Source organism: Aeromonas sp. s12 (assembly GCF_040907925.1).
In the GTDB taxonomy this organism is placed as follows: Bacteria; Pseudomonadota; Gammaproteobacteria; order Enterobacterales; family Aeromonadaceae; genus Aeromonas; species Aeromonas veronii.
The window spans coordinates 140,330-157,769 of the sequence record NZ_JBFOCT010000008.1 but is presented as its reverse complement, the minus strand read 5'-3'; the positions used below and the strand labels follow the sequence as shown (position 1 = coordinate 157,769).

The 17,440-nt window shown below is 62.1% G+C and carries 16 protein-coding genes; 8 read left to right on the top strand and 8 right to left on the bottom strand.

Annotation, left to right across the window (positions count from 1 at the left end; translation table 11 throughout):
* Positions 1–15: 15 nt before the first annotated feature.
* The 3 genes from AB5Y67_RS03005 to AB5Y67_RS02995 form a co-directional block, all read right to left on the bottom strand.
* Complete coding sequence (locus AB5Y67_RS03005) at positions 16–765, bottom strand: transporter substrate-binding domain-containing protein (RefSeq protein WP_325793796.1); 750 nt, start codon at positions 763–765, stop codon at positions 16–18.
* Positions 766–941: 176 nt separating this feature from the next.
* Entirely contained in the window at positions 942–3,206 is a 2,265-nt protein-coding gene (metE, locus tag AB5Y67_RS03000; RefSeq protein ID WP_199427434.1) for a 5-methyltetrahydropteroyltriglutamate--homocysteine S-methyltransferase, read from the bottom strand.
* Between the two features lie 123 nt (positions 3,207–3,329).
* A complete protein-coding gene (locus tag AB5Y67_RS02995) occupies positions 3,330–3,458 on the bottom strand; it encodes a hypothetical protein (protein WP_265177008.1) in 129 nt (42 codons plus the stop codon).
* Between the two features lie 25 nt (positions 3,459–3,483).
* Between AB5Y67_RS02995 and AB5Y67_RS02990 the strand changes: the two genes are divergently transcribed.
* Positions 3,484–4,392: a LysR substrate-binding domain-containing protein gene (locus AB5Y67_RS02990; RefSeq protein ID WP_199427433.1), complete on the top strand. Its 909-nt coding sequence runs from the start codon at positions 3,484–3,486 to the stop codon at positions 4,390–4,392.
* A gap of 6 nt (positions 4,393–4,398) precedes the next feature.
* Here AB5Y67_RS02990 and AB5Y67_RS02985 read toward each other — a convergent pair whose 3' ends face one another.
* Positions 4,399–5,334 (bottom strand): LysR substrate-binding domain-containing protein, encoded by a 936-nt coding sequence (locus AB5Y67_RS02985; protein ID WP_199427432.1) that lies wholly within the window; start codon positions 5,332–5,334, stop codon positions 4,399–4,401.
* A 192-nt stretch (positions 5,335–5,526) separates the two neighbouring features.
* Here AB5Y67_RS02985 and AB5Y67_RS02980 point away from each other — a divergent pair, with 192 nt between their 5' ends.
* The 4 genes from AB5Y67_RS02980 to AB5Y67_RS02965 all read left to right on the top strand — a co-directional run bounded on the left by AB5Y67_RS02980 (position 5,527) and on the right by AB5Y67_RS02965 (position 9,482).
* Complete coding sequence (locus tag AB5Y67_RS02980; RefSeq protein WP_199427431.1) at positions 5,527–6,264, top strand: isochorismatase family protein; 738 nt, start codon at positions 5,527–5,529, stop codon at positions 6,262–6,264.
* 59 nt (positions 6,265–6,323) lie between these two features.
* Positions 6,324–7,223 carry a pirin-like C-terminal cupin domain-containing protein gene (locus AB5Y67_RS02975; protein WP_325793797.1) on the top strand — a complete coding sequence of 300 codons (900 nt, stop codon included), beginning with the start codon at positions 6,324–6,326 and terminating at the stop codon, positions 7,221–7,223.
* Positions 7,220–8,479 carry a CynX/NimT family MFS transporter gene (locus AB5Y67_RS02970; protein WP_199427429.1) on the top strand — a complete coding sequence of 420 codons (1,260 nt, stop codon included), beginning with the start codon at positions 7,220–7,222 and terminating at the stop codon, positions 8,477–8,479. The genes AB5Y67_RS02975 and AB5Y67_RS02970 overlap by 4 nt, the downstream gene beginning before the upstream one ends.
* A 100-nt stretch (positions 8,480–8,579) precedes the next feature.
* Complete coding sequence (locus AB5Y67_RS02965; RefSeq protein ID WP_005352600.1) at positions 8,580–9,482, top strand: LysR family transcriptional regulator; 903 nt, start codon at positions 8,580–8,582, stop codon at positions 9,480–9,482.
* Positions 9,483–9,606: 124 nt separating this feature from the next.
* Here the strand turns inward: AB5Y67_RS02965 and AB5Y67_RS02960 are convergent, their stop codons facing one another.
* Complete coding sequence (locus AB5Y67_RS02960) at positions 9,607–10,497, bottom strand: LysR family transcriptional regulator (protein WP_005361146.1); 891 nt, start codon at positions 10,495–10,497, stop codon at positions 9,607–9,609.
* A 101-nt stretch (positions 10,498–10,598) separates the two neighbouring features.
* Between AB5Y67_RS02960 and AB5Y67_RS02955 the strand changes: the two genes are divergently transcribed.
* From AB5Y67_RS02955 to AB5Y67_RS02945, 3 genes are all read left to right on the top strand, one after another.
* The gene (locus AB5Y67_RS02955; protein ID WP_199427428.1) at positions 10,599–11,237 is read left to right on the top strand and encodes an NAD(P)-dependent oxidoreductase; all 639 of its coding nucleotides are present in this window, start codon (positions 10,599–10,601) and stop codon (positions 11,235–11,237) included.
* A 425-nt stretch (positions 11,238–11,662) separates the two neighbouring features.
* Positions 11,663–12,700: an isopenicillin N synthase family oxygenase gene (locus AB5Y67_RS02950; protein WP_199427427.1), complete on the top strand. Its 1,038-nt coding sequence runs from the start codon at positions 11,663–11,665 to the stop codon at positions 12,698–12,700.
* A 133-nt stretch (positions 12,701–12,833) separates the two neighbouring features.
* Positions 12,834–13,997, top strand: coding sequence for a PLP-dependent aspartate aminotransferase family protein (locus AB5Y67_RS02945; protein WP_100645691.1), 1,164 nt, complete (start codon positions 12,834–12,836; stop codon positions 13,995–13,997).
* 113 nt (positions 13,998–14,110) lie between these two features.
* On the opposite strand, the gene AB5Y67_RS02940 is transcribed toward AB5Y67_RS02945, so the two are convergent.
* The 3 genes from AB5Y67_RS02940 to AB5Y67_RS02930 all read right to left on the bottom strand — a co-directional run bounded on the left by AB5Y67_RS02940 (position 14,111) and on the right by AB5Y67_RS02930 (position 17,367).
* The gene (locus AB5Y67_RS02940) at positions 14,111–15,775 is read right to left on the bottom strand and encodes an AMP-binding protein (protein ID WP_199427426.1); all 1,665 of its coding nucleotides are present in this window, start codon (positions 15,773–15,775) and stop codon (positions 14,111–14,113) included.
* Between the two features lie 98 nt (positions 15,776–15,873).
* Positions 15,874–16,152: a YfcL family protein gene (locus tag AB5Y67_RS02935; RefSeq protein ID WP_005333639.1), complete on the bottom strand. Its 279-nt coding sequence runs from the start codon at positions 16,150–16,152 to the stop codon at positions 15,874–15,876.
* Positions 16,153–16,251: 99 nt separating this feature from the next.
* Entirely contained in the window at positions 16,252–17,367 is a 1,116-nt protein-coding gene (locus tag AB5Y67_RS02930; RefSeq protein WP_199427425.1) for an ATP-NAD kinase family protein, read from the bottom strand.
* Between the last annotated feature and the right edge of the window lie 73 nt (positions 17,368–17,440).

Below are 17,440 nucleotides of genomic sequence, written 5' to 3'. Positions count from 1 at the left end.
GATGGCGGCCGCGCATCAACGATAGCGTTCGACGATACGCGCCAACTCGCCGCTTTGTCGCAGCTGTTGCAGGGCACGGTTGAACTCGGTTATCCGGGTATTGAAGCGGGAGTGCTTGCCGATGCAGAGATTGAACGGGGTAGAGGCAAGCTGCAGCGGCACCTCGACCACCAACCCGGAGAGCCCCAGCTGGTTGAGTTTGAAACGTGCCACCAGTGGGTCGGTCACCATCAGGTCCCCCCGACCCGCCGCCAGCATTTTGAAAACGTTATCAACATTGATGGTGTGATGAACGGTGAAGCCCGCCAGGTTCTCCTTGCCCCAGCCGTTACCGAAATAGTCGAGAAAGGTAAGCGATTTGAAGTCGCTCAAGCTGCTGGCACGCTGAAAATCGGCCATTCGGGGATGGGCACGCTGGGTAAAAATGGTTAGCACAGTGGTAGTGACCGGCTCTTCCACAACCAGGGTATAGCTGCGCCGCTCCCGGGTTGCGATGGTCACGAAGCCATCGGCCTGCGCCATCCGCACCAGTTTTTGCGCCCGTTGCCACGGATAACCTTCATGGCGCACCCGCAGCCCCATCTGCGCCGCCACCCGATCCATCACGTCGATCATCAGCCCGCGCATCTTGCCCTGTTCATCACGCCACGAATATGGGGCAAAGTCGTCAAAGTAGACCATCTTCAGCTCGGCCGCTGGCGCCGCCCATGCACTCTGCCACATCAGTAATCCCCACAGGATTGCGCTCCCCAGACTGACTCTCATGGCCGCGACTCCATCCACTTCTGCCAACTCTGAGCCTAGTGCAAAGCGGGCTGCGGCAAGGTTCAGGATCCAGTGGAAAAAGTGGCCAACGAAAAAAGAGAGAGGAAGCAGTGGCTTCCCCTCTCTTGTTCGTTTGTCAGCACGCCACCTTACCGATGGCTGTCACGGCTTGCCGGTTACGCCAGCTCGGCCCGCAGCGCCTTGGTGGCATCGACCATCACCTTGAGGGCGGCCTCTGTCTCTTCCCAGCCGCGGGTCTTGAGGCCGCAATCCGGGTTGACCCAGAGCCGCTCGGCCGGGATCTGTTTGGCGGCCTTGCGCAGCAACCCCTCAATCCAGCTCTGGCTCGGCACGTTCGGCGAGTGGATGTCGTAGACGCCCGGGCCAATCTCGTTGGGGTAGTTGAAGCGTTCGAACGCTTCGAGCAGCTGCATCTGGCTGCGGCTGGTCTCTATGGTGATCACATCCGCATCCAGCGCCGCCACCGCCTCGATGATGAGGTTGAAGTCGCTGTAGCACATGTGAGTGTGGATCTGGGTGCTGTCCGCCACCGGGCTTGCGCTCAGACGGAAGGCGCGCACCGCCCAGTCGAGATAGGCCTGATGATCCTGCTTGCGCAGGGGCAAGCCTTCGCGGATCGCCGGTTCGTCGATCTGGATGATCTTAATGCCGGCGGATTCCAGATCTGCCACCTCGTCACGAATGGCCAGCCCGATTTGCAGGGCCGATTGCTCGCGGCTCACATCTTCCCGCGGGAAGGACCAGCAGAGGATGGTCACAGGGCCAGTCAGCATCCCCTTCACCGGCTTGTCGGTCAGGCTCTGGGCAAACTTTGTCCACGCCAGGGTCATGGGAGTCGGGCGGTCAATATCGCGGGTGATCACCGGCGGCTTGACGCAGCGGGAGCCATAGCTCTGTACCCAACCGAAGCGGGTGATGGCAAAGCCATCCAGCAGTTCACCGAAATACTCCACCATGTCATTGCGCTCGGCCTCACCATGAACCAGCACGTCCAACCCGATGGTCTCCTGACGCGCGATGGCATCGCGGATCTCGGCCTTAATGCCCGCCTCGTAGGCGCTGTCATCGATGCGACCGGCGCGCCAATCCTGCCGCAATACCCGGATCTGGGAGGTCTGCGGGAAGGAGCCGATGGTGGTGGTCGGCAGCAGCGGCAGCTTGAGATCCGAGCGCTGCAGCTCGGCCCTGACCGGATAGGGGCTGTGGCGATCAAAATCGCTGTTGGTGAGGCTGGCGAGCCGTGACTGCACCGCTTTTTTGTGCACCCGGCTGTCGGACTCCCGATCCACGATGGGCTGGCTGTAGGCGGTGATTTTGTCGAGCTCGCCCCCATCCAGATACTCTCTGAGCAGCCCAAGCTCATAGCACTTTTGCAAGGCGAAGGCGAACCAGCTGCGGGTCTGGGGATCCAGCTCCTGCTCCAGAGTCAAATCCACCGGGCTGTGCAGCAATGAGCAGGAGGAGGCCACCCAGAGCCGCTCGCCGAGTTTGGCTTTCAGTGCCTTCAGAGTCGGCGCCAGCTTGGCCAGATTGGCACGCCAGACGTTACGGCCGTTGATCACCCCGGCTGAGATGACCCACTGGGCGGGCAGATGCGGCACCAGGATTTCCAGCTGCTCGGGGGCGGCCACCAGATCCAGATGCAGGCCATCTACCTTGAGGCTGGTGATGATGTCGCGCTGATGAGCCACCGAACCGAAATAGGTGGTGAGCAGCAGCTTGCAGGGGCCCGTGAGGCGCTCGTAGGCGTTGAGGTAGGCCAGCCGCCACTCGTCTGGCAAGTCCAGCGTCAGCGCCGGTTCGTCGATCTGCACCCACTCCACTCCCTGGGCGGCCAACTTGGCCAGGATCTCCTGATAGACGATGAGCAGGCGATCGAGCAGTTCAAGGCGGGAGAAGCCGCTCTCTTTCTCCTTGCCGAGCCAGAGGTAGGAGACCGGTCCCAGCAGCACCGCCTTGACCGGCAGCCCCAGCGCCTTGGCCTCTTCCACCTCGTCAAACAGCTGGTTCCAGCCCAGCTTGAAGCGCTGATCACGGCTGAATTCCGGCACCAGATAGTGATAGTTGGTGTTGAACCATTTGGTCATCTCGGCGGCGGCCGCCGCCGGGCCGGTCGGCGCACGGCCGCGGGCCACGCGGAACAGGGTGTCGAGATCGGTCTCGCCATGACGGTGGCGGGCAGGCACCGCATCCACCAGCAGGCTGGTACCGAGCACCTGATCGTACCAGGCAAAGTCGCCCACCGGCAGCAGATTGACCCCGGCGCCGTGCTGGGCCTGCCAATGGCGCTCACGCAGCGTCTTGCCCACGGCAACGAGTTCGGCCTGAGTGGTCTCGCCACGCCAGTAGGATTCGAGGGCAAATTTCAGCTCGCGCTTGGCGCCGATACGGGGGAAGCCCAGGGTGTGTGCTCGTGTCATAGGTTCATTTCCTTATGCTCATTCATCTGATGGGAAACTGGATGATTTAGCCATCCAGATGTTTACACATCCAAAATGACAAGATAAGGTGACGCTGGCTATTGAATCCTCTTCAAGTGGCTCTCAAATAATCCTCAACTGACCGCCAATCAGGTTCACCGCGAGGATACAGAGGCCGATTTTTACAGGTGCAAGAGGTGCCGAAGTCAAAAGGCGCAGCAGGGTAACCGCCGGCCGCAACTTCAGCGTCATACGCAATCTCATAAGGAGCCATCTTATGGCAGTGCCAAGCAATGCAGGGATAGAGATCAAACACTTGAAAACATTGACCGCGCTGGCCGAGCAGGGCTCGCTGGCCGGTGCGGCGCTGACCCTCAACCTCACTCAGTCCGCCCTCTCCCACCAGCTCAAAGAGCTGGAGACCCGCCTCAATCTGGAGCTCTACCTGCGCAAAAGCCGCCCGCTGGTGCTGACCGCAGCCGGCAGCCAGCTGCTCGCCCTCGCCCGTCAGGTGTTACCTGCGCTATCCCAGACCGAGAAGCAGTTGCAAGCCCTGCAGAGCGGCGATGCGGGCAGGCTGCATCTGGCGCTCGATTGCCACAGCTGCATCCAGTGGCTGCTGCCGCTGTTGCCGGAATTTCGCCGCCAGTGGCCCGGCGTGGATCTGGAGGTGGAGTCGGTGCCGGGTTTTGATGCCATCAATGCCCTGCTCGGCGGTCAGCTCGACCTGCTGCTCACCTCGGACGTGCAGGCCCGCGGCGATCTCCACTTCGAGCCGCTGTTTGCCTTCGATCTCACGCTGGTGATGGCGCCGGATCACCCCCTCTGCCACCAGAGCCGCATCGAGCCGGGCGATCTGGGGCCAGAGGTACTGTTGGTCTACCCGGTGGAGCGCAGCCGCATGGATATCTTCAGCCGCTTTTTGCAACCCGCCGGGGTGGAGCCCGCCCGCTGCAAGCCGGTGGACAACACCTCGGTGATGCTGCAGATGGCCGCCGCCGGCCTCGGCGTCGCCGCCCTGCCGCGCTGGGCCAGTGACGAGTTTGTCAGACAAGGGATGCTCTGCGCCCGCCCCCTCGGCAGCGGTATTCGTCGCCATATGTACGGCGCGGTACGGGCCGCCGATCGGGATCAAGCCTGCCTGCAGAGCCTGTTCGAGCGCATTCGCCGCAAGATGGAGGGATAGCCCTCCTCAGCGTGGCTGGCCGACCTCTGCCAGCAGTTCAGGCAACTGCGCCTTGATAAAGTCGATGAGGGCCCTGACCGCCGGTGACAGACCGCGCCGCGCGGGATAGAGCATCACCAGCTTGCCATCTTTGGGACGCCACTCGGGCAGCAGTTGTTGCAGCCGCCCATCCGTCAGCTCATTCACGCAGGCATAAAGTGGCAAGCCCACCATCCCGAGCCCCGCCAGCGCCGCCTGCTTGAGAGTTTGCACATTGTCGCTGCGCAGCAGCACATTGACCGCTACCTCCTCACTCTCCCCACTATCGTGCCGTAGCCGCAGCAGGTCAGCCTGACGCTCCAGCGAGCTGAAAAGCAGGACATCTTCTCCCTCCAGCTGGCGCGGATGCATCAGTGCACCGTGGCGGGAGAGCCACGCCGGGGTCGCCAGCACGCCCCACTGCACCGTACAAAGCGGTACCTGCACCAGACTGGAGGGGGGCTGCTCGAAGGCCACCCCGCGGATCACCACATCCAGCCCCTCCTCCAGCAGATCCACCTGCCGATTACTGGCTTGCACGGCGAGCCTCACCTTGGGGTATTGGGCCATAAAAGCGGGCAACAAGCGGGCGAGCAGCGCATCGGCGATGGTAATGGGCACGCTGATCCGCACCAGACCGCTCGGCTCCTGCTGCCGTTGCCGCACAGCCGCCTCTCCCGCCTGCGCCTCGGCCAGCATCGCCTGACAGTGGCGATAGAGCACCTCACCGGCATCGGTCAGGCTGAGCTGGCGTGAGGTACGTTGCAGCAGCCGGGTATCCAGCCGCTCCTCCAGCAGCCGGATCCGGCGCGAGATCCGAGACTTGGGCACGCCAAGCGCCCGCGCAGCGGCAGTGAATCCCTGTCGCTGCACCACATGGGTGAAGAGATAGAGATCATTCAAATCAAGTTCCAGTGGTGTCATCGGGCAGCCTTGGTCAGGGTGAGGTGCATTCGTATCGTTCCATCAATAGAACAATAAGAACCTATTTCACCAGATTGTCGCCATTTTTGCAGCCATCATAATGGCCCTGTCCCCATCAGACGGTTGCTGCGCGGGCAATCCGCCCCACCAGCAAGGGCCGTTTGACTGTTCCAATATCACAAGGAGTTCACCATGAAACTGCGACAAATCTGCACTGCCACCCTGCTCGGTCTGGCGACCCTGACCACCACGCTGGCTACCACAGCGACACCGGCCATGGCCGCCGAGGCTGCCAGCCATCCGACTGTATCACCCAACCGCTATCTGGAGATGCTCTCCCGAGACAATGCGGTACTGCTGCTGGTCGACCATCAGGTCGGCTTGCTGAGCGGTGTGCGCGACACCACGGTGGGCGAGCTCAAGCACAACGTGGTGGCGCTGGCCAACGCCGCCCGCGCCCTCGGCGTGCCGGTGATCGTGACCGCTACCATGCCTGATGGCATGTGGGGCCCCACCATGCCTGAACTGACCAGTGCCCTGCCGGATGTGAAGGTGATCAACCGCACCGTCATCAACGCCTGGGACGATCCTGCCGTGCGCGCCGCCATTGAGAAGACCGGCCGCAAACAGCTGATCATCGCCGGGGTATCCCTCGAGATCTGCGCCAGCTTCCCGGCCCTCTCTGCCAAGGCTGCCGGCTATGATGCCCGGGTGGTGCTCGATGCTTCCGGCACCTTCAACGAAGCCAAGCGCACCACTGGGCTGCAACGCTTGCTGGGGGCCGGTATCCCGGTCACCGACTACGCCTCTGCCGCGGTCGAGATGCTGCGCAGCAACGTCGACCCCAAGGCGCACGATGTCTACAGCGCCCTCGACATGCCTTTCGCCACCCTGGTGTGGCAGATGCAAGAAGGTGCCAAGAAGTCGTAACTCGCCTCGCCTTCGGTCAGATGACTGAAGGCTTCTTTTGTCTTCAAGAGGTTATATCGATGACCAGACGCCTGACTCTCTCCGCCCCCGTCAAGGGCCAACCGCTGCGCATTGGCAGCGGCTTTACAGCCAGCCATTTTGGCGAACACTTTTTCAACGGTCTGATAGACCCCGTGGTGATGGTGGATCACTTCCAGATGACCGCCCCCACCTTCGAGCCCCATCCCCACGCCGGGATCTCTGCCGTCACCTATCTGTTCGAGGATTCGAAGAGCCCCCACGTCAACTACGACTCCCTCGGCAATCAGGGCCCCATCGAACCGGGCGCGCTCCACTGGCTGGCGGCCGGGCGCGGGGCTGTACATACCGAGCAGCCGGAAGGGACATCGCCCTATGTCCACGCCCTGCAGATCTTCGTCAACCTGCCTGCCCGTCAAAAGATGATGTCGCCTTTTGCCGTCCACGCAGCCGCTGCCACCATCCCCGAGTTTCATGGCGAAGGGGTGCGAGTACGGGTGGTCGCAGGCCACAGCAACGGGATAACGGCGCCACACTCGGCAGAGCTGCCCCAACCCTTTACCCTGCTCGATGGCCATTGCGCGCCCGGCAGCCGCTTCACCCATCTGCTGGCGGCAGGCTGGAATGCCATGATCTATCCCCTGACCGGATCGCTGACCCTGCAGGCGGAGGGAGAGCGGCACCTCATCCCGGCAGGTCACGGGATGGGTGTCAGCCTCTCTGCCGAGGGCGGCGAGGCGGTGGCTCTGCAGCTTGAGGCCACCGAGCCCTGCCACTTCGTGCTGCTCTCAGGCCAGGCGCTCAATGAACCCCTGGTCAAACATGGCCCCTTCGTCATGAACAGCCACGACGCCATTGCAGATCGGCTGCATGCCTATCAGCGCGGCGAATTTGGTCAGCTCAACGATGAGTGGCTGCGCAACGGCCAATATCGGCCATGAGCACGCTCGCTGGCCACCAGCCACAAAGCACGCGCTGGCCTCTGGTCTTCCTCGCCATTTTTGCCGGTGCCAGCGGCGCCCTCTGCCTTGGCAAAGTGCCCGCCGTACTCGGCATACTGCGCAGCGAGCTGGGGCTGACACTGGTCGAAGCCAGCTATCTCGCCTCAGCTTTCAATACGCTGGCGATCCTCTTCAGCCTCTTTCTCGGCCTGTTGCTGACCCGCTGGAGTGGGCGGCAAACCGGGGTTGTCGGGCTACTGGTTATCGTCACAGGCGGGGCGTTGGCACTGCCCGCCACCGGGCTGGCCATGATGCTGCTGTCGCGAATTGTCGAGGGGATTGGCTTTTTGCTGGTCTCGGTGGCCATGCCCGCCTTTATCGTAGCGGTGACCCGGGAGGAGGATAAACGGCTGGCCATAAGCCTGTGGGCAGTCAACCTGCCCCTCGGGGCGGCGGCGGGTATGCTGCTCACTCCCTGGCTCACGGCGCAAGGTGGCTGGCGACTGGCCTGGCTGATCCTGATGGCTCTGCAACTCTCGGCCCTGCTGCTTCTGCTCGCCAGTCGCTCGGCAGATGGGCTGCGGGTCTGGGCATCCCAAAACTCGATCAACTCGGGCCACCCGCTACGCCAACTGACGGTGCTCCGGCAGAAGGCACTCTGGCGCTACGGGTTGGCGTTCACGCTCTACAGCCTGATGCTCTGGGCGCTCTTTGTCTGGCTGCCAACCATGTTGCAAGGCAGCCCCGGGATTGGCCAAAGCCAGATCGCCCTGCTTTCGGCGCTGGCGGTGGTCGCCAATATTCCCGGCAACCTGATGGGGGCATTGCTGCTGCGCCGGGGCGTGGCACGAGATCGGCTCATCAGCTGGGCACTGGGCCTGATGGCGCTGTGTGGCATGCTCGCCTTCTGGCCCGGCCTGTCACCTTGGTGGGCCTATGGATTGTGCCTCGTCCTCTCCCTTTCGGGTGGCATGGCGCCGCCGGCGATCCTCTCGTCTGCACAGGGAGTGAGTCAGGGGCCGGTGCAACTGGCCATCGTGCAGGGCTTTTTTGTCCAGCTCGCCAACTTCGGTCAGCTGCTTGGCCCCCTGTTGCTGGCGGCCCTGATGACGGACAGCGGCCATTGGGGAAGCGCTCGCTGGCTCTTTCTGGGCGGCTTGCTGCTGGTCGCGCTGCTCTATGCCGCGGGCCACCTGCCGGACTCAAGCATGACTGCAAAACAGGCTCGATCGCATTCGCGGCAAGATGGAAGATGACGAATAGAGAGGGAAACATCACAGTTATCGCAGGGAATGCTGGCCGGACAAGAGGCTGTTCAGTATGTTAACTGTTTAATCATGCTTAACGGTAGCCACCATGTCTCAAGTCGATCTCAATCTCTTTCGCGTCCTCGATGCGGTGATCCGCTATGGTGGTGTCACCACGGCCGCCGAGATGATGGAGATGACCCCCTCGGCCATCAGCCAGGCCATCAGCCGCCTGACCACCCTGGTGGGCGAGCCGCTGTTTGTCCGCCAGGGACGCGGCATCACCCCCACGGCGCGAGCGCTCAGTCTGCACCACGAGATCATGGTGCCGCTGCACGACATGGAGCGCAGCCTGCAGCGCACCGATCTCTTTGATCCCCAGACCAGTCGGCGCACCTTTCGCATCGCGGGGGTGCCCGATATCGATATCTTCTTCCTGCCGGAGCTCAACAACCTGTTGCAGACCCAAGCCCCCAACTGTCAGCTGGAGTGGAACACCCAGGTACAGGACGAAGCCCTGCGCCAGAACAGCCTCTATCTGCACAGCGTGGATCTGGTGCTGGCCACCAAGCCGATGGCGGAGCAGGGGATCGAAAACGAGCAGATTATGTCCCAGGCCCTGCGCATCGCCTGCCGCAAGGATCACCCCAGGATCCGCCAGGCCCCCGACATGGCCACCTTCTTCAACGAAAAGCACGTGGTATTGCAAACCAGGCGGCTCGACAGCTTGCTGCTCAACACCCTGACCAAGGCGCCGCTGCCGCCGCGCCAGATTGCCTACGAGAGCGACTCCCTGCTCACCGCTCTTCATCTGGTGAGTCGTACCGACTGGCTCTGCGTCGCCAGCCAGTGGCATATGGAGAAGCTGGGGCAGGCGCTGGATCTGGCCAGCTATCCCCTCCCCTGGCTCTCGGAGGATTGCCCCGTCTACATGAGTTGGCACAAGAGCTCCGGTCAGGATACCGGGCTTAATTGGCTCAAAGATCAGGTGCGGGCCGTCAGTTCGTTTTAAGTATGCTTAACAGTCAAGCATGCCCATCTCCTCATCCGGGCTATCGCTCTTCTCGACAAACCGCCTAATGGATAATCCCCCTTCAGGATAATCGGGGGCCTTTTCTCAACCATTAAGGCGCAGCTCATGACGACATCGTCGTGCCGAAATAGCTGCGCAGTGCCTCCACCACCCGCCGCACTTTCTCCGGGATCTCCCGCTGCGGCGTGATGGCGTGGATCTCCATCGGTGCCACCCGAAAACCGGGCAGCAGTTCGAGCAGACGCCCCTGCGCCAGATCCTCGCCAATCTCCCCCTCCGGTTGCAGCGAGATCCCCTGCCCCGCCAGCGCAAACTGGCGCAAGGGCAACACGTTATTGCAGAGCACCTTGGCCTTGAACCTCACCCTGTGCTCGCCCCCCTTTTCATCCTGCAGCAGCAAACCGTTGCCCAGCATGTCGCCGCAGAGCCAGTCGTGGGTGGCCAGATCGGCGGGCGTGCGCGGCGTCCCCTTGCGCGCCAGATAGGCGGGGGCGGCGCAGAGCAGCATCCGGGTCTGCCCCAGTTTGCGGGCCACCAGGGTCGAATCGGGCAAGGTGCCGACCCGCAATGCCACGTCGATCCGCTCGGCAATCAGATCCCGCTTCTCGTCGTCGGCGATGATCTGGATGGTGAGGCCGGGGTGGGCCTGCAGCAGCGGTGAGAGGGCCAGAGCCAGCGGCTGGCCCGCCATCCCCACCGGGGCGGTGATCCGCACTTCCCCGAGCAGGGCGTCGCGCACCTCCGAGAGGCGCAGCTCGGTCTCGCTCAGAGTCTGCTGCAACGCCCGACACCCTTGCCACACCACCTCTCCCGCCTCGGTCAGACTGAGACGACGGGTGGAGCGATGGAGCAGGGGCAGTCCGAGCAGGCTCTCCAGCTGACTGATATGCTGACTGACGGCGGAGGGGGTCATGCCAAGAGATTTGGCTGCCCCTGTCATGCTGCCCGCTTCCACCACGGCGGCGAAGATGGCGTAACGTCTGAGCTGTTCCATTATTAAACCCAGCTTATAAGTGAATGCATTTTTGAGGTGATTATTAAATCATAAATGGCGGCGTAGGATAGCCCCATTCCAACAGTGAAGGAGAGTTCCCCATGAAGATTGCCCTGATCGGTGCCAGCGGTTTTGTCGGTTCAGCCATCCTGAACGAGGCCATCAGCCGCGGCCATCACGTCACCGCCATCGTCCGCGATGTCAGCAAGGTGGCCGCCCATCCGCAGGTCACCGCCGTGGCGGTGGATGCCCAAAACCCGCAGGCATTGGCCGAGGTGCTCAAGGGGCACGATCGGGTGCTCAGCGCCTACAACCCGGGCTGGACCACACCGGATATCTACGACCAGTACCTCAAGGGCGCCAACGCGATCGTCGCAGCAGCCAAAGCGGCCAACAGCTGGCTGCTGGTAGTAGGTGGCGCCGGCAGTCTGGAGGTTGCCCCCGGCGTGCAACTGGTGGATACCCCTGAGTTTCCGGCCGAGTGGAAACAGGGGGCGCTGGCGGCCCGCGATGGTCTCACCGCCCTGCGTCGTGAAACCACCCTCGACTGGCGCTTTGTCTCTCCCCCGGTGTTCCTCGAACCGGGCGAGAAGCGCGGCGGCTATCGGATTGGTGGCGATCAGGTGCTCTTTAGCGGCGAACAGCCTGCCGGGATCACCGCCGGTGATCTGGCCGATGGCGTGCTGAACGAGGTGGAAAAACCGGCTCACCAGCGCCAGCGCTTTACCCTGGGTTACTGAGAGCCAACAGGCGGTTAAGGCCAGAATACGCGGTCACTCGCCTGTGCTTTCGGTCAGGTGAAAAACCGCTCAACCAGAAGGGAGGCATCCGCCTCTCTTCTGTTTTGGCCATTTTCTGTTTTGGTCATTTTTGCCGCTGGCAGCTTGCCTCTGGTTATCACTCTCCCCCTCATCGTTGCCCCTTTACCCCGCAATGGCTGCGCAAAAAACCTTCAGCCCATCAGGCGCCGAATTCCATTTCGAATTTTGTATATAACTAAGAATAATTTGTTGTTTCCGTCTTATAACACCGAACAGTAGCATCCCCTTTATCCCAGATGGCGCCACACTGTCGCGCCATCCCGTTTGCCGCTTATCAGGTCTGCCAACAGCGGAGGCAGTGCAAGAGATGGCGCCAGAGATAACGAAAGAGTGAGGAGGTGCACATGGAACATTCACCACTGCCGATCATCGATCTGGCTGCCCTCAAGGGGGCGCCCGAGGTGCGTCGCCCTATGCTGGCCAGGCTGGCCGCGGCCGCCCGCGATGTGGGCTTTTTCTATCTGGTCGGCCACGGCTTGAGCAAGGTTGAGATGCTAGAGACCCTGGCGCTGGCAGAGCGCTTCTTTGCTCTGCCGGAGCAGGAGAAGCTGGCGGTGCAGATGGTCAACAGCCCCCACTTTCGCGGCTACAACCGGGTCGGTGCCGAGCTAACGCGCCAGCGGCCGGATCTGCGGGAGCAATTCGATATCATGAATGAGGCCCAGGCTCTGCCTGCGGCCCTGGTCCGTGAACCCTGGCAGCGGCTGATCGGCCCCAACCAGTGGCCGACTACTTTTCCCGAGATGAAAGGCCATCTGCTGGCGTGGCAGGAGCGGCTGAGCGACATCACCCTCACCCTGCTCGCTGCCTTCGCCGAGGTGCTGGAGCAACCGGCCAACGTGTTTGACGACAGTATTCGCGGCGCCCCCTATCAGCATATGAAGCTGATTCACTACCCGGGGCAAGAGGCGGGTGGCAGCAGTCAGGGGGTCGGCGCCCACAAGGATCCCGGCTACCTGACGCTGGTGATGCAGGATAATCACTCGGGGCTTGAGGTCGAGACGGCCGACGGCTGGATCTCCGCCCCCCCCCTTCCGGGAGCGCTGGTGGTCAATATCGGCGAGCTGCTGGAGCTGGCCTCCAACGGCTATCTCAAGGCGACCCTGCATCGGGTGGTAAGCCCGCCGCCCGGTGTCTCGCGCCTATCCTGCGCCTTCTTTATGGCGGCGCGGCTCGATGCCACCGTGCCACTGCTCACCCTCTCCCCCGCGCTGGCAGCGCAGGCGCAAGGGCCGGAGAGCGACCCGACCAACCCGCTCTTTAATCAGGTGGGGGAGAATGTGCTGAAAGGGCGACTGCGCTCCCACCCGGATGTGGCGGCCCGCCACTATGGGGAACCCGCTCGCCTACCGCGCACAAAGAGCGAAGCGATACTGGCCTGAACAGCGCAGAGATCCGCAGGCGGGTATATGCATAAGCCACAAGCCGCATGCACATACCCGCGCTGACAAACACAACAAGCAACGAACAACAAAACAAGTCATGGCCAGAGCCTGGCCATCACGGAGCAACACGATGAAATTCAAGACCATGAGCGTACACAGCGGCCAGCGGATCGACCCACAGACCGGTGCCCTCACCACCCCGCTCTACCAGAGCAGCACCTTCAGCTACTTCAACGCCCAGGCAGGCAAGGAGCGCTTTGCAGGTCAGGCCCCCGGCTTTATCTACAGCCGCTTTGGCAACCCCACCACCGCCGAGCTGGAGCAGAAGCTGGCGGCGCTTGAAGGTGCCGATGAAGCGCTGGTGGTGGCGAGCGGCATGGCAGCGGTGAGCGCCATCATGTATGCCCTGGCCGACAGCGGCGATGAGGTGGCCTATATCGGCCCGCTCTACGGCGGCACCGATGCCTTCCTCAAGCAAACCTTCAGCCGCGCCGGCATAAAAGTCACCGCCTACGAGAGCGATCGGGATCTGCTGGCCAACATCCGCCCCGCCACCAAGGTGGTACTGTTCGAAACCCTGACCAACCCCACCCTCAAGGTGGTGGATCCGCGGTTGGTGGTGGAAGCAGCCCGCAAAGTGGGCGCCATCACAGTGTGTGACAACACCTTCCTCACCCCTTACCTGCTGCGTCCGCTGGAACTCGGGGTCGATGTAGTGATGCACAGCGGCACCAAATATCTGGGCGGCCACGGCGACATCATCGCTGGGGTGGTAGCGGGATCTCACGCCCTGATGAAGCCGATCCGCACCGTGGCCCTCAAACATATCGGTTCTCCCATTGGCCCGCAGGAGGCCTACCTGCTGCAGCGTGGGGTCAAGACCCTGCCGCTACGGATGGATGCCCACCTGCACAATGCCCAGAAAGTGGCCGAGTTTCTGGCAGCCCACCCGGCAGTGAAGAAGGTGATCTACCCGGGGCTTGCCAACCATCCGGGCCACGATGCCCTCGGCGCCTTCGCCAGCGGCTTTGGCGGCATGGTGAGCATCGAACTGGAAGGCGGGTTTGAGCGCTGCGCTACCCTGCTCGACAACCTGCAGCTATTCGTGCAGGCGGTGAGTCTGGGGGATCTCGAGAGTCTCGCCTGCCATCCGGCCAGTACCACTCACGCCGCCATGGACGAGGCGAGCCGCCTCGCCGCCGGGGTCAATGACGACCTCATTCGATTCAGCATCGGGGTGGAAGACGCCGACGATCTGATTGCAGATCTGGCCGCCGCGCTGGCGCAGATCTAACCGGGAGCTCGTTTCTCACTTGCCCGCCAAATGGCGGCGAGTGATAACCCCCAAAAACAACAACGGCCCATCAAGGGCCGTTGTTGTTTGTCGCGATGTGGAAAATGGGGGATTTACTCCTCCCACACCACCACTTGCGATGAGGGCCAGCGATCCCCGACCTGGGCGTACTTTTGCTCCAGCAGGTGACGCTTGATCTTCATGGTGGGGGTCAGCACGCCGTTCTCGATATTCCAGGGGGTTTTCACTACCAGAATGCCGCGGATCTTGGCGTGGGATTCCAGCTGATCGTTGACCCGAACCCGCGCCGCTTCCAGTCTGGCGTTGACCTCCTCCCGATTGCCCCTCATGGCACTCTCGGCCAGCTGCACCAGCGCAATGGGCTGGGGCATGCCGTAACCAATCACGCAGAGCTGTTCGATGATGGGCTCCTGCCCCAGCAGTCCCTCGATGGGCACCGGCGCCACATACTTGCCCTTGGCGGTCTTGAACACATCCTTCATCCGGCCGGTGATGGTGAGATAACCCTCCTTGTCCAGCTTGCCCATGTCGCCAGTGTGCAGCCACCCCTCGGCATCGATGGCCTCGGCGCTGTGCTCGGGATCCTTGTAGTAACCCAGCATCATCCCTTCGCAGCGGCAGAGGATCTCCCCCTCGTCGGAGATCTTGATGGTCACCCCGATCCCCGCCTTGCCGACGGTGCCGATCTTGTCGGCGCGGAATGGGTAGTTGATGGTGGAGTAGGCGTGGTTCTCGGTCATGCCCCAGGCTTCCGTCACCTTGAGGCCAATGCTCAGATACCACTCAAGCAGCGCAGGGGAGACAGGCGCGGAGCCGCAGCCGAGTACCCGGGCCTGATCCAGTCCCAACCCCTTTTGCAGCTTGCGTTTGATAAGGCCGGAGATAAGCGGGATCTTGAGCAGCAACGCCAGTTTGTTCTGGGGCAGCTTCTCGTGGATCTTGATGCGGAACATGGCCCACAGCCGCGGCACCGAGATAAAGACGGTGGGACGGCAGCGTTTGACATCTTCGATAAAGGTGTCGAGGGATTCGGGGAACGCGATGGTAGCGCCGCCATAGAGACTGCCGCCATAGATGTAGACCCGCTCGGTAATATGGGCCAGCGGCAGGTAGGAGAAGCCCCGATCGGCCTGGCTCAGGCTCACCGTCTCCACCAGCTTCTCGCACGACCAGGCGTAGCGCTCGACGCTCAGCATGGCCCCTTTCGGCTTGCCGGTACTGCCAGAGGTGTAGACCAGACTCAGCAGGGAGTCAGGGGCCTGCACCGGGCTGTCAGGGATCGGCTCGTGCGCCTCCAGCAGGTCATCCCACTGGTGGCTGGCCGGCATGGTGTCATAGGGGAAGGCGATGCGCAGCAGATCGTCGGGTACGCCCGCCTCCTGACTCTTCCAGTCATCCAGCTTGCCGACGAAGATCGCTTTGGCCTCGCTATGGCGCAGCACATATTCGATGGTGTCGACGTTGGCGGTCGGGTAGATGGGCACGCTCACATACTGCCCCATCTGCATCGCCAGATCGGCGATAAACCACTGGGCACAGTTCTTGGAGAGCAGCGCCACCTTGTCACCGGCCACCAGACCGAGGTGACGCAAGGCCGTAACCATCCGCCGCGCTTCATCGGCCACTTCACCCCAGGTGAAATCGACATATTCGCGGTTGATGGTTTGACGCAGGTAGGTTCGATCAGGACACTGCCGCTCCCACTGATAGAGCATCTCGAGCGGCAGTTTATTGGCAATGCGTGAGGAAGAGGCCATAGTTTAATCCCTGAAACAAAAGGCGAAACTTATTATTAACCTTTCACTAACTTCAGGGGAAGGATAAACTCAAACTTCAGTTTGAATTGTGTATCCGATCAAGCTTCTGCGTCTTGTTGCAAACGACTCCACATCGCCTGCACCAGTTTTTCATCCTCTTCAGATAGCTCACCTTGCAAGATCGCCTCGTTGAGGCTGCGCAGCACATAGCTCTTGACGTCCCGCACCAGGGTCTTGCCTTCCAGCTCGGCCCGGGCAACGGCCAATGAGATATGACCTCGCAGGTAACCCCCCGCAAACAGCTCATCATCGGTCGCGGTGGCAACCATGCTGTCGATCAGTCCCAACAACTTGTGCTCAAAATCGTGAATCGTCATGTAACGCAGCCTCATTTGCGGCAAAAAATTCGGGAGTATGGAACCGCAATCCGGTTGATTGCAGCTCTCTGGCGCCAGGCCAGCAGCGTCCTTGGCGTCCTATTCCGGGTTGGCCACCGGGTAGATGACCTGATCCTTGTATCCCGTGGTTATTCGCAGATAACCACGCAACGCCCGGTTTAATTCGGGATCATCGGTATCCACCAGCAGCGGCCTGCCCGCAAGGGCGGCAAGCTTGGCTTTGGTTGCCAGCACCTGGATATTCTCCAGCCCGACACACCGAATCACCTCTGGACTCAATTGCTGATTTCCGCGCCCGAACAGATGTCCCTGTCCGCCTATCAGGGTCATGATCAGTCGGCAGCGACGGCCGCGGATCCGGGTCAGGATCTCGGCGGCGCTGAGATCCTGCCCGATAAGTCGGCCATTTTCCACCAGATCCACACCGAGCAAAGTATTTTCCAGACCGAGCTCTGCCATACAGGCTGCCACCGTGCTGCCGGAACCCATCAGATAGAGGGTATCGGGCTCCATCTGCTCCACCACACCGGCGGCGAGATCCGCCAGCACCAGCTCTTCGGACTCCTTGCCCCCCTGCTTGACCGCTTGTACGTAACGCAGATCGCCGGGCACCTTCAGCTGGCCGTAATGGCGGGCCCGCACCTTGCCCGCGCGAAACGCCTCCTCGTCGATGTCGCGCACCTCGGCATCGATCAGGCTGAGCAGTTCCCCTGCGATCATCCGCGCTACCACCCGCCCGCTGGCAGCGGGCGTCACCCCGTAGACGCCGGAGTGGATCTTGCACCCCGCCGGAATGCCGAGCACATGGCAAGACTCCCCCACCGCGGCGCAGATATCCCGCGCCGTGCCATCGCCACCGGCAAACAGCAGCAGATCGACCCCGGCTTCGCGCATCAACTCGGCGGCGTGGCGGGTATCATCGGCCGAGGTGCTCTCCCCGGCCGGTTGATAGATGACCCGACAGGGCAACCCCAGCTCGCGGGCCACCGCCTCCCCCATCTCTCCCGCCACCGTCAGCAGTTCAAACGGGACGCTCAGTTCGCACAGTGGCAACAAGGCTTGCCGCGCCCGCTCCTGCGCCTTGGGCACGGCACCACGAGCAAGCGCCTCATCCACCACGCCGTCACTGCCCTTGAGCCCCACTGCGCCGCCAATCCCGGCGACCGGATTAATGATGAAACCTAATCGAAACATGCCTGCCTCCCTTGCGATGGCCACCATTTTTATCTTTTCCCCCCTCTGGGACAAGCAGTGGCGCCCCTGCTAG

Excerpts from the sequence above, each read along its gene's own strand:
- AB5Y67_RS03005 (WP_325793796.1), bottom strand. The coding sequence starts at position 765 with ATGAGAGTCAGTCTGGGGAGCGCAATCCTGTGGGGATTACTGATGTGG.
- metE (WP_199427434.1), bottom strand. The coding sequence starts at position 3,206 with ATGACACGAGCACACACCCTGGGCTTCCCCCGTATCGGCGCCAAGCGC.
- AB5Y67_RS02995 (WP_265177008.1), bottom strand. The coding sequence starts at position 3,458 with ATGACGCTGAAGTTGCGGCCGGCGGTTACCCTGCTGCGCCTTTTGACT.
- AB5Y67_RS02990 (WP_199427433.1), top strand. The coding sequence starts at position 3,484 with ATGGCAGTGCCAAGCAATGCAGGGATAGAGATCAAACACTTGAAAACA.
- AB5Y67_RS02985 (WP_199427432.1), bottom strand. The coding sequence starts at position 5,334 with ATGACACCACTGGAACTTGATTTGAATGATCTCTATCTCTTCACCCAT.
- AB5Y67_RS02980 (WP_199427431.1), top strand. The coding sequence starts at position 5,527 with ATGAAACTGCGACAAATCTGCACTGCCACCCTGCTCGGTCTGGCGACC.
- AB5Y67_RS02975 (WP_325793797.1), top strand. The coding sequence starts at position 6,324 with ATGACCAGACGCCTGACTCTCTCCGCCCCCGTCAAGGGCCAACCGCTG.
- AB5Y67_RS02970 (WP_199427429.1), top strand. The coding sequence starts at position 7,220 with ATGAGCACGCTCGCTGGCCACCAGCCACAAAGCACGCGCTGGCCTCTG.
- AB5Y67_RS02965 (WP_005352600.1), top strand. The coding sequence starts at position 8,580 with ATGTCTCAAGTCGATCTCAATCTCTTTCGCGTCCTCGATGCGGTGATC.
- AB5Y67_RS02960 (WP_005361146.1), bottom strand. The coding sequence starts at position 10,497 with ATGGAACAGCTCAGACGTTACGCCATCTTCGCCGCCGTGGTGGAAGCG.
- AB5Y67_RS02955 (WP_199427428.1), top strand. The coding sequence starts at position 10,599 with ATGAAGATTGCCCTGATCGGTGCCAGCGGTTTTGTCGGTTCAGCCATC.
- AB5Y67_RS02950 (WP_199427427.1), top strand. The coding sequence starts at position 11,663 with ATGGAACATTCACCACTGCCGATCATCGATCTGGCTGCCCTCAAGGGG.
- AB5Y67_RS02945 (WP_100645691.1), top strand. The coding sequence starts at position 12,834 with ATGAAATTCAAGACCATGAGCGTACACAGCGGCCAGCGGATCGACCCA.
- AB5Y67_RS02940 (WP_199427426.1), bottom strand. The coding sequence starts at position 15,775 with ATGGCCTCTTCCTCACGCATTGCCAATAAACTGCCGCTCGAGATGCTC.
- AB5Y67_RS02935 (WP_005333639.1), bottom strand. The coding sequence starts at position 16,152 with ATGACGATTCACGATTTTGAGCACAAGTTGTTGGGACTGATCGACAGC.
- AB5Y67_RS02930 (WP_199427425.1), bottom strand. The coding sequence starts at position 17,367 with ATGTTTCGATTAGGTTTCATCATTAATCCGGTCGCCGGGATTGGCGGC.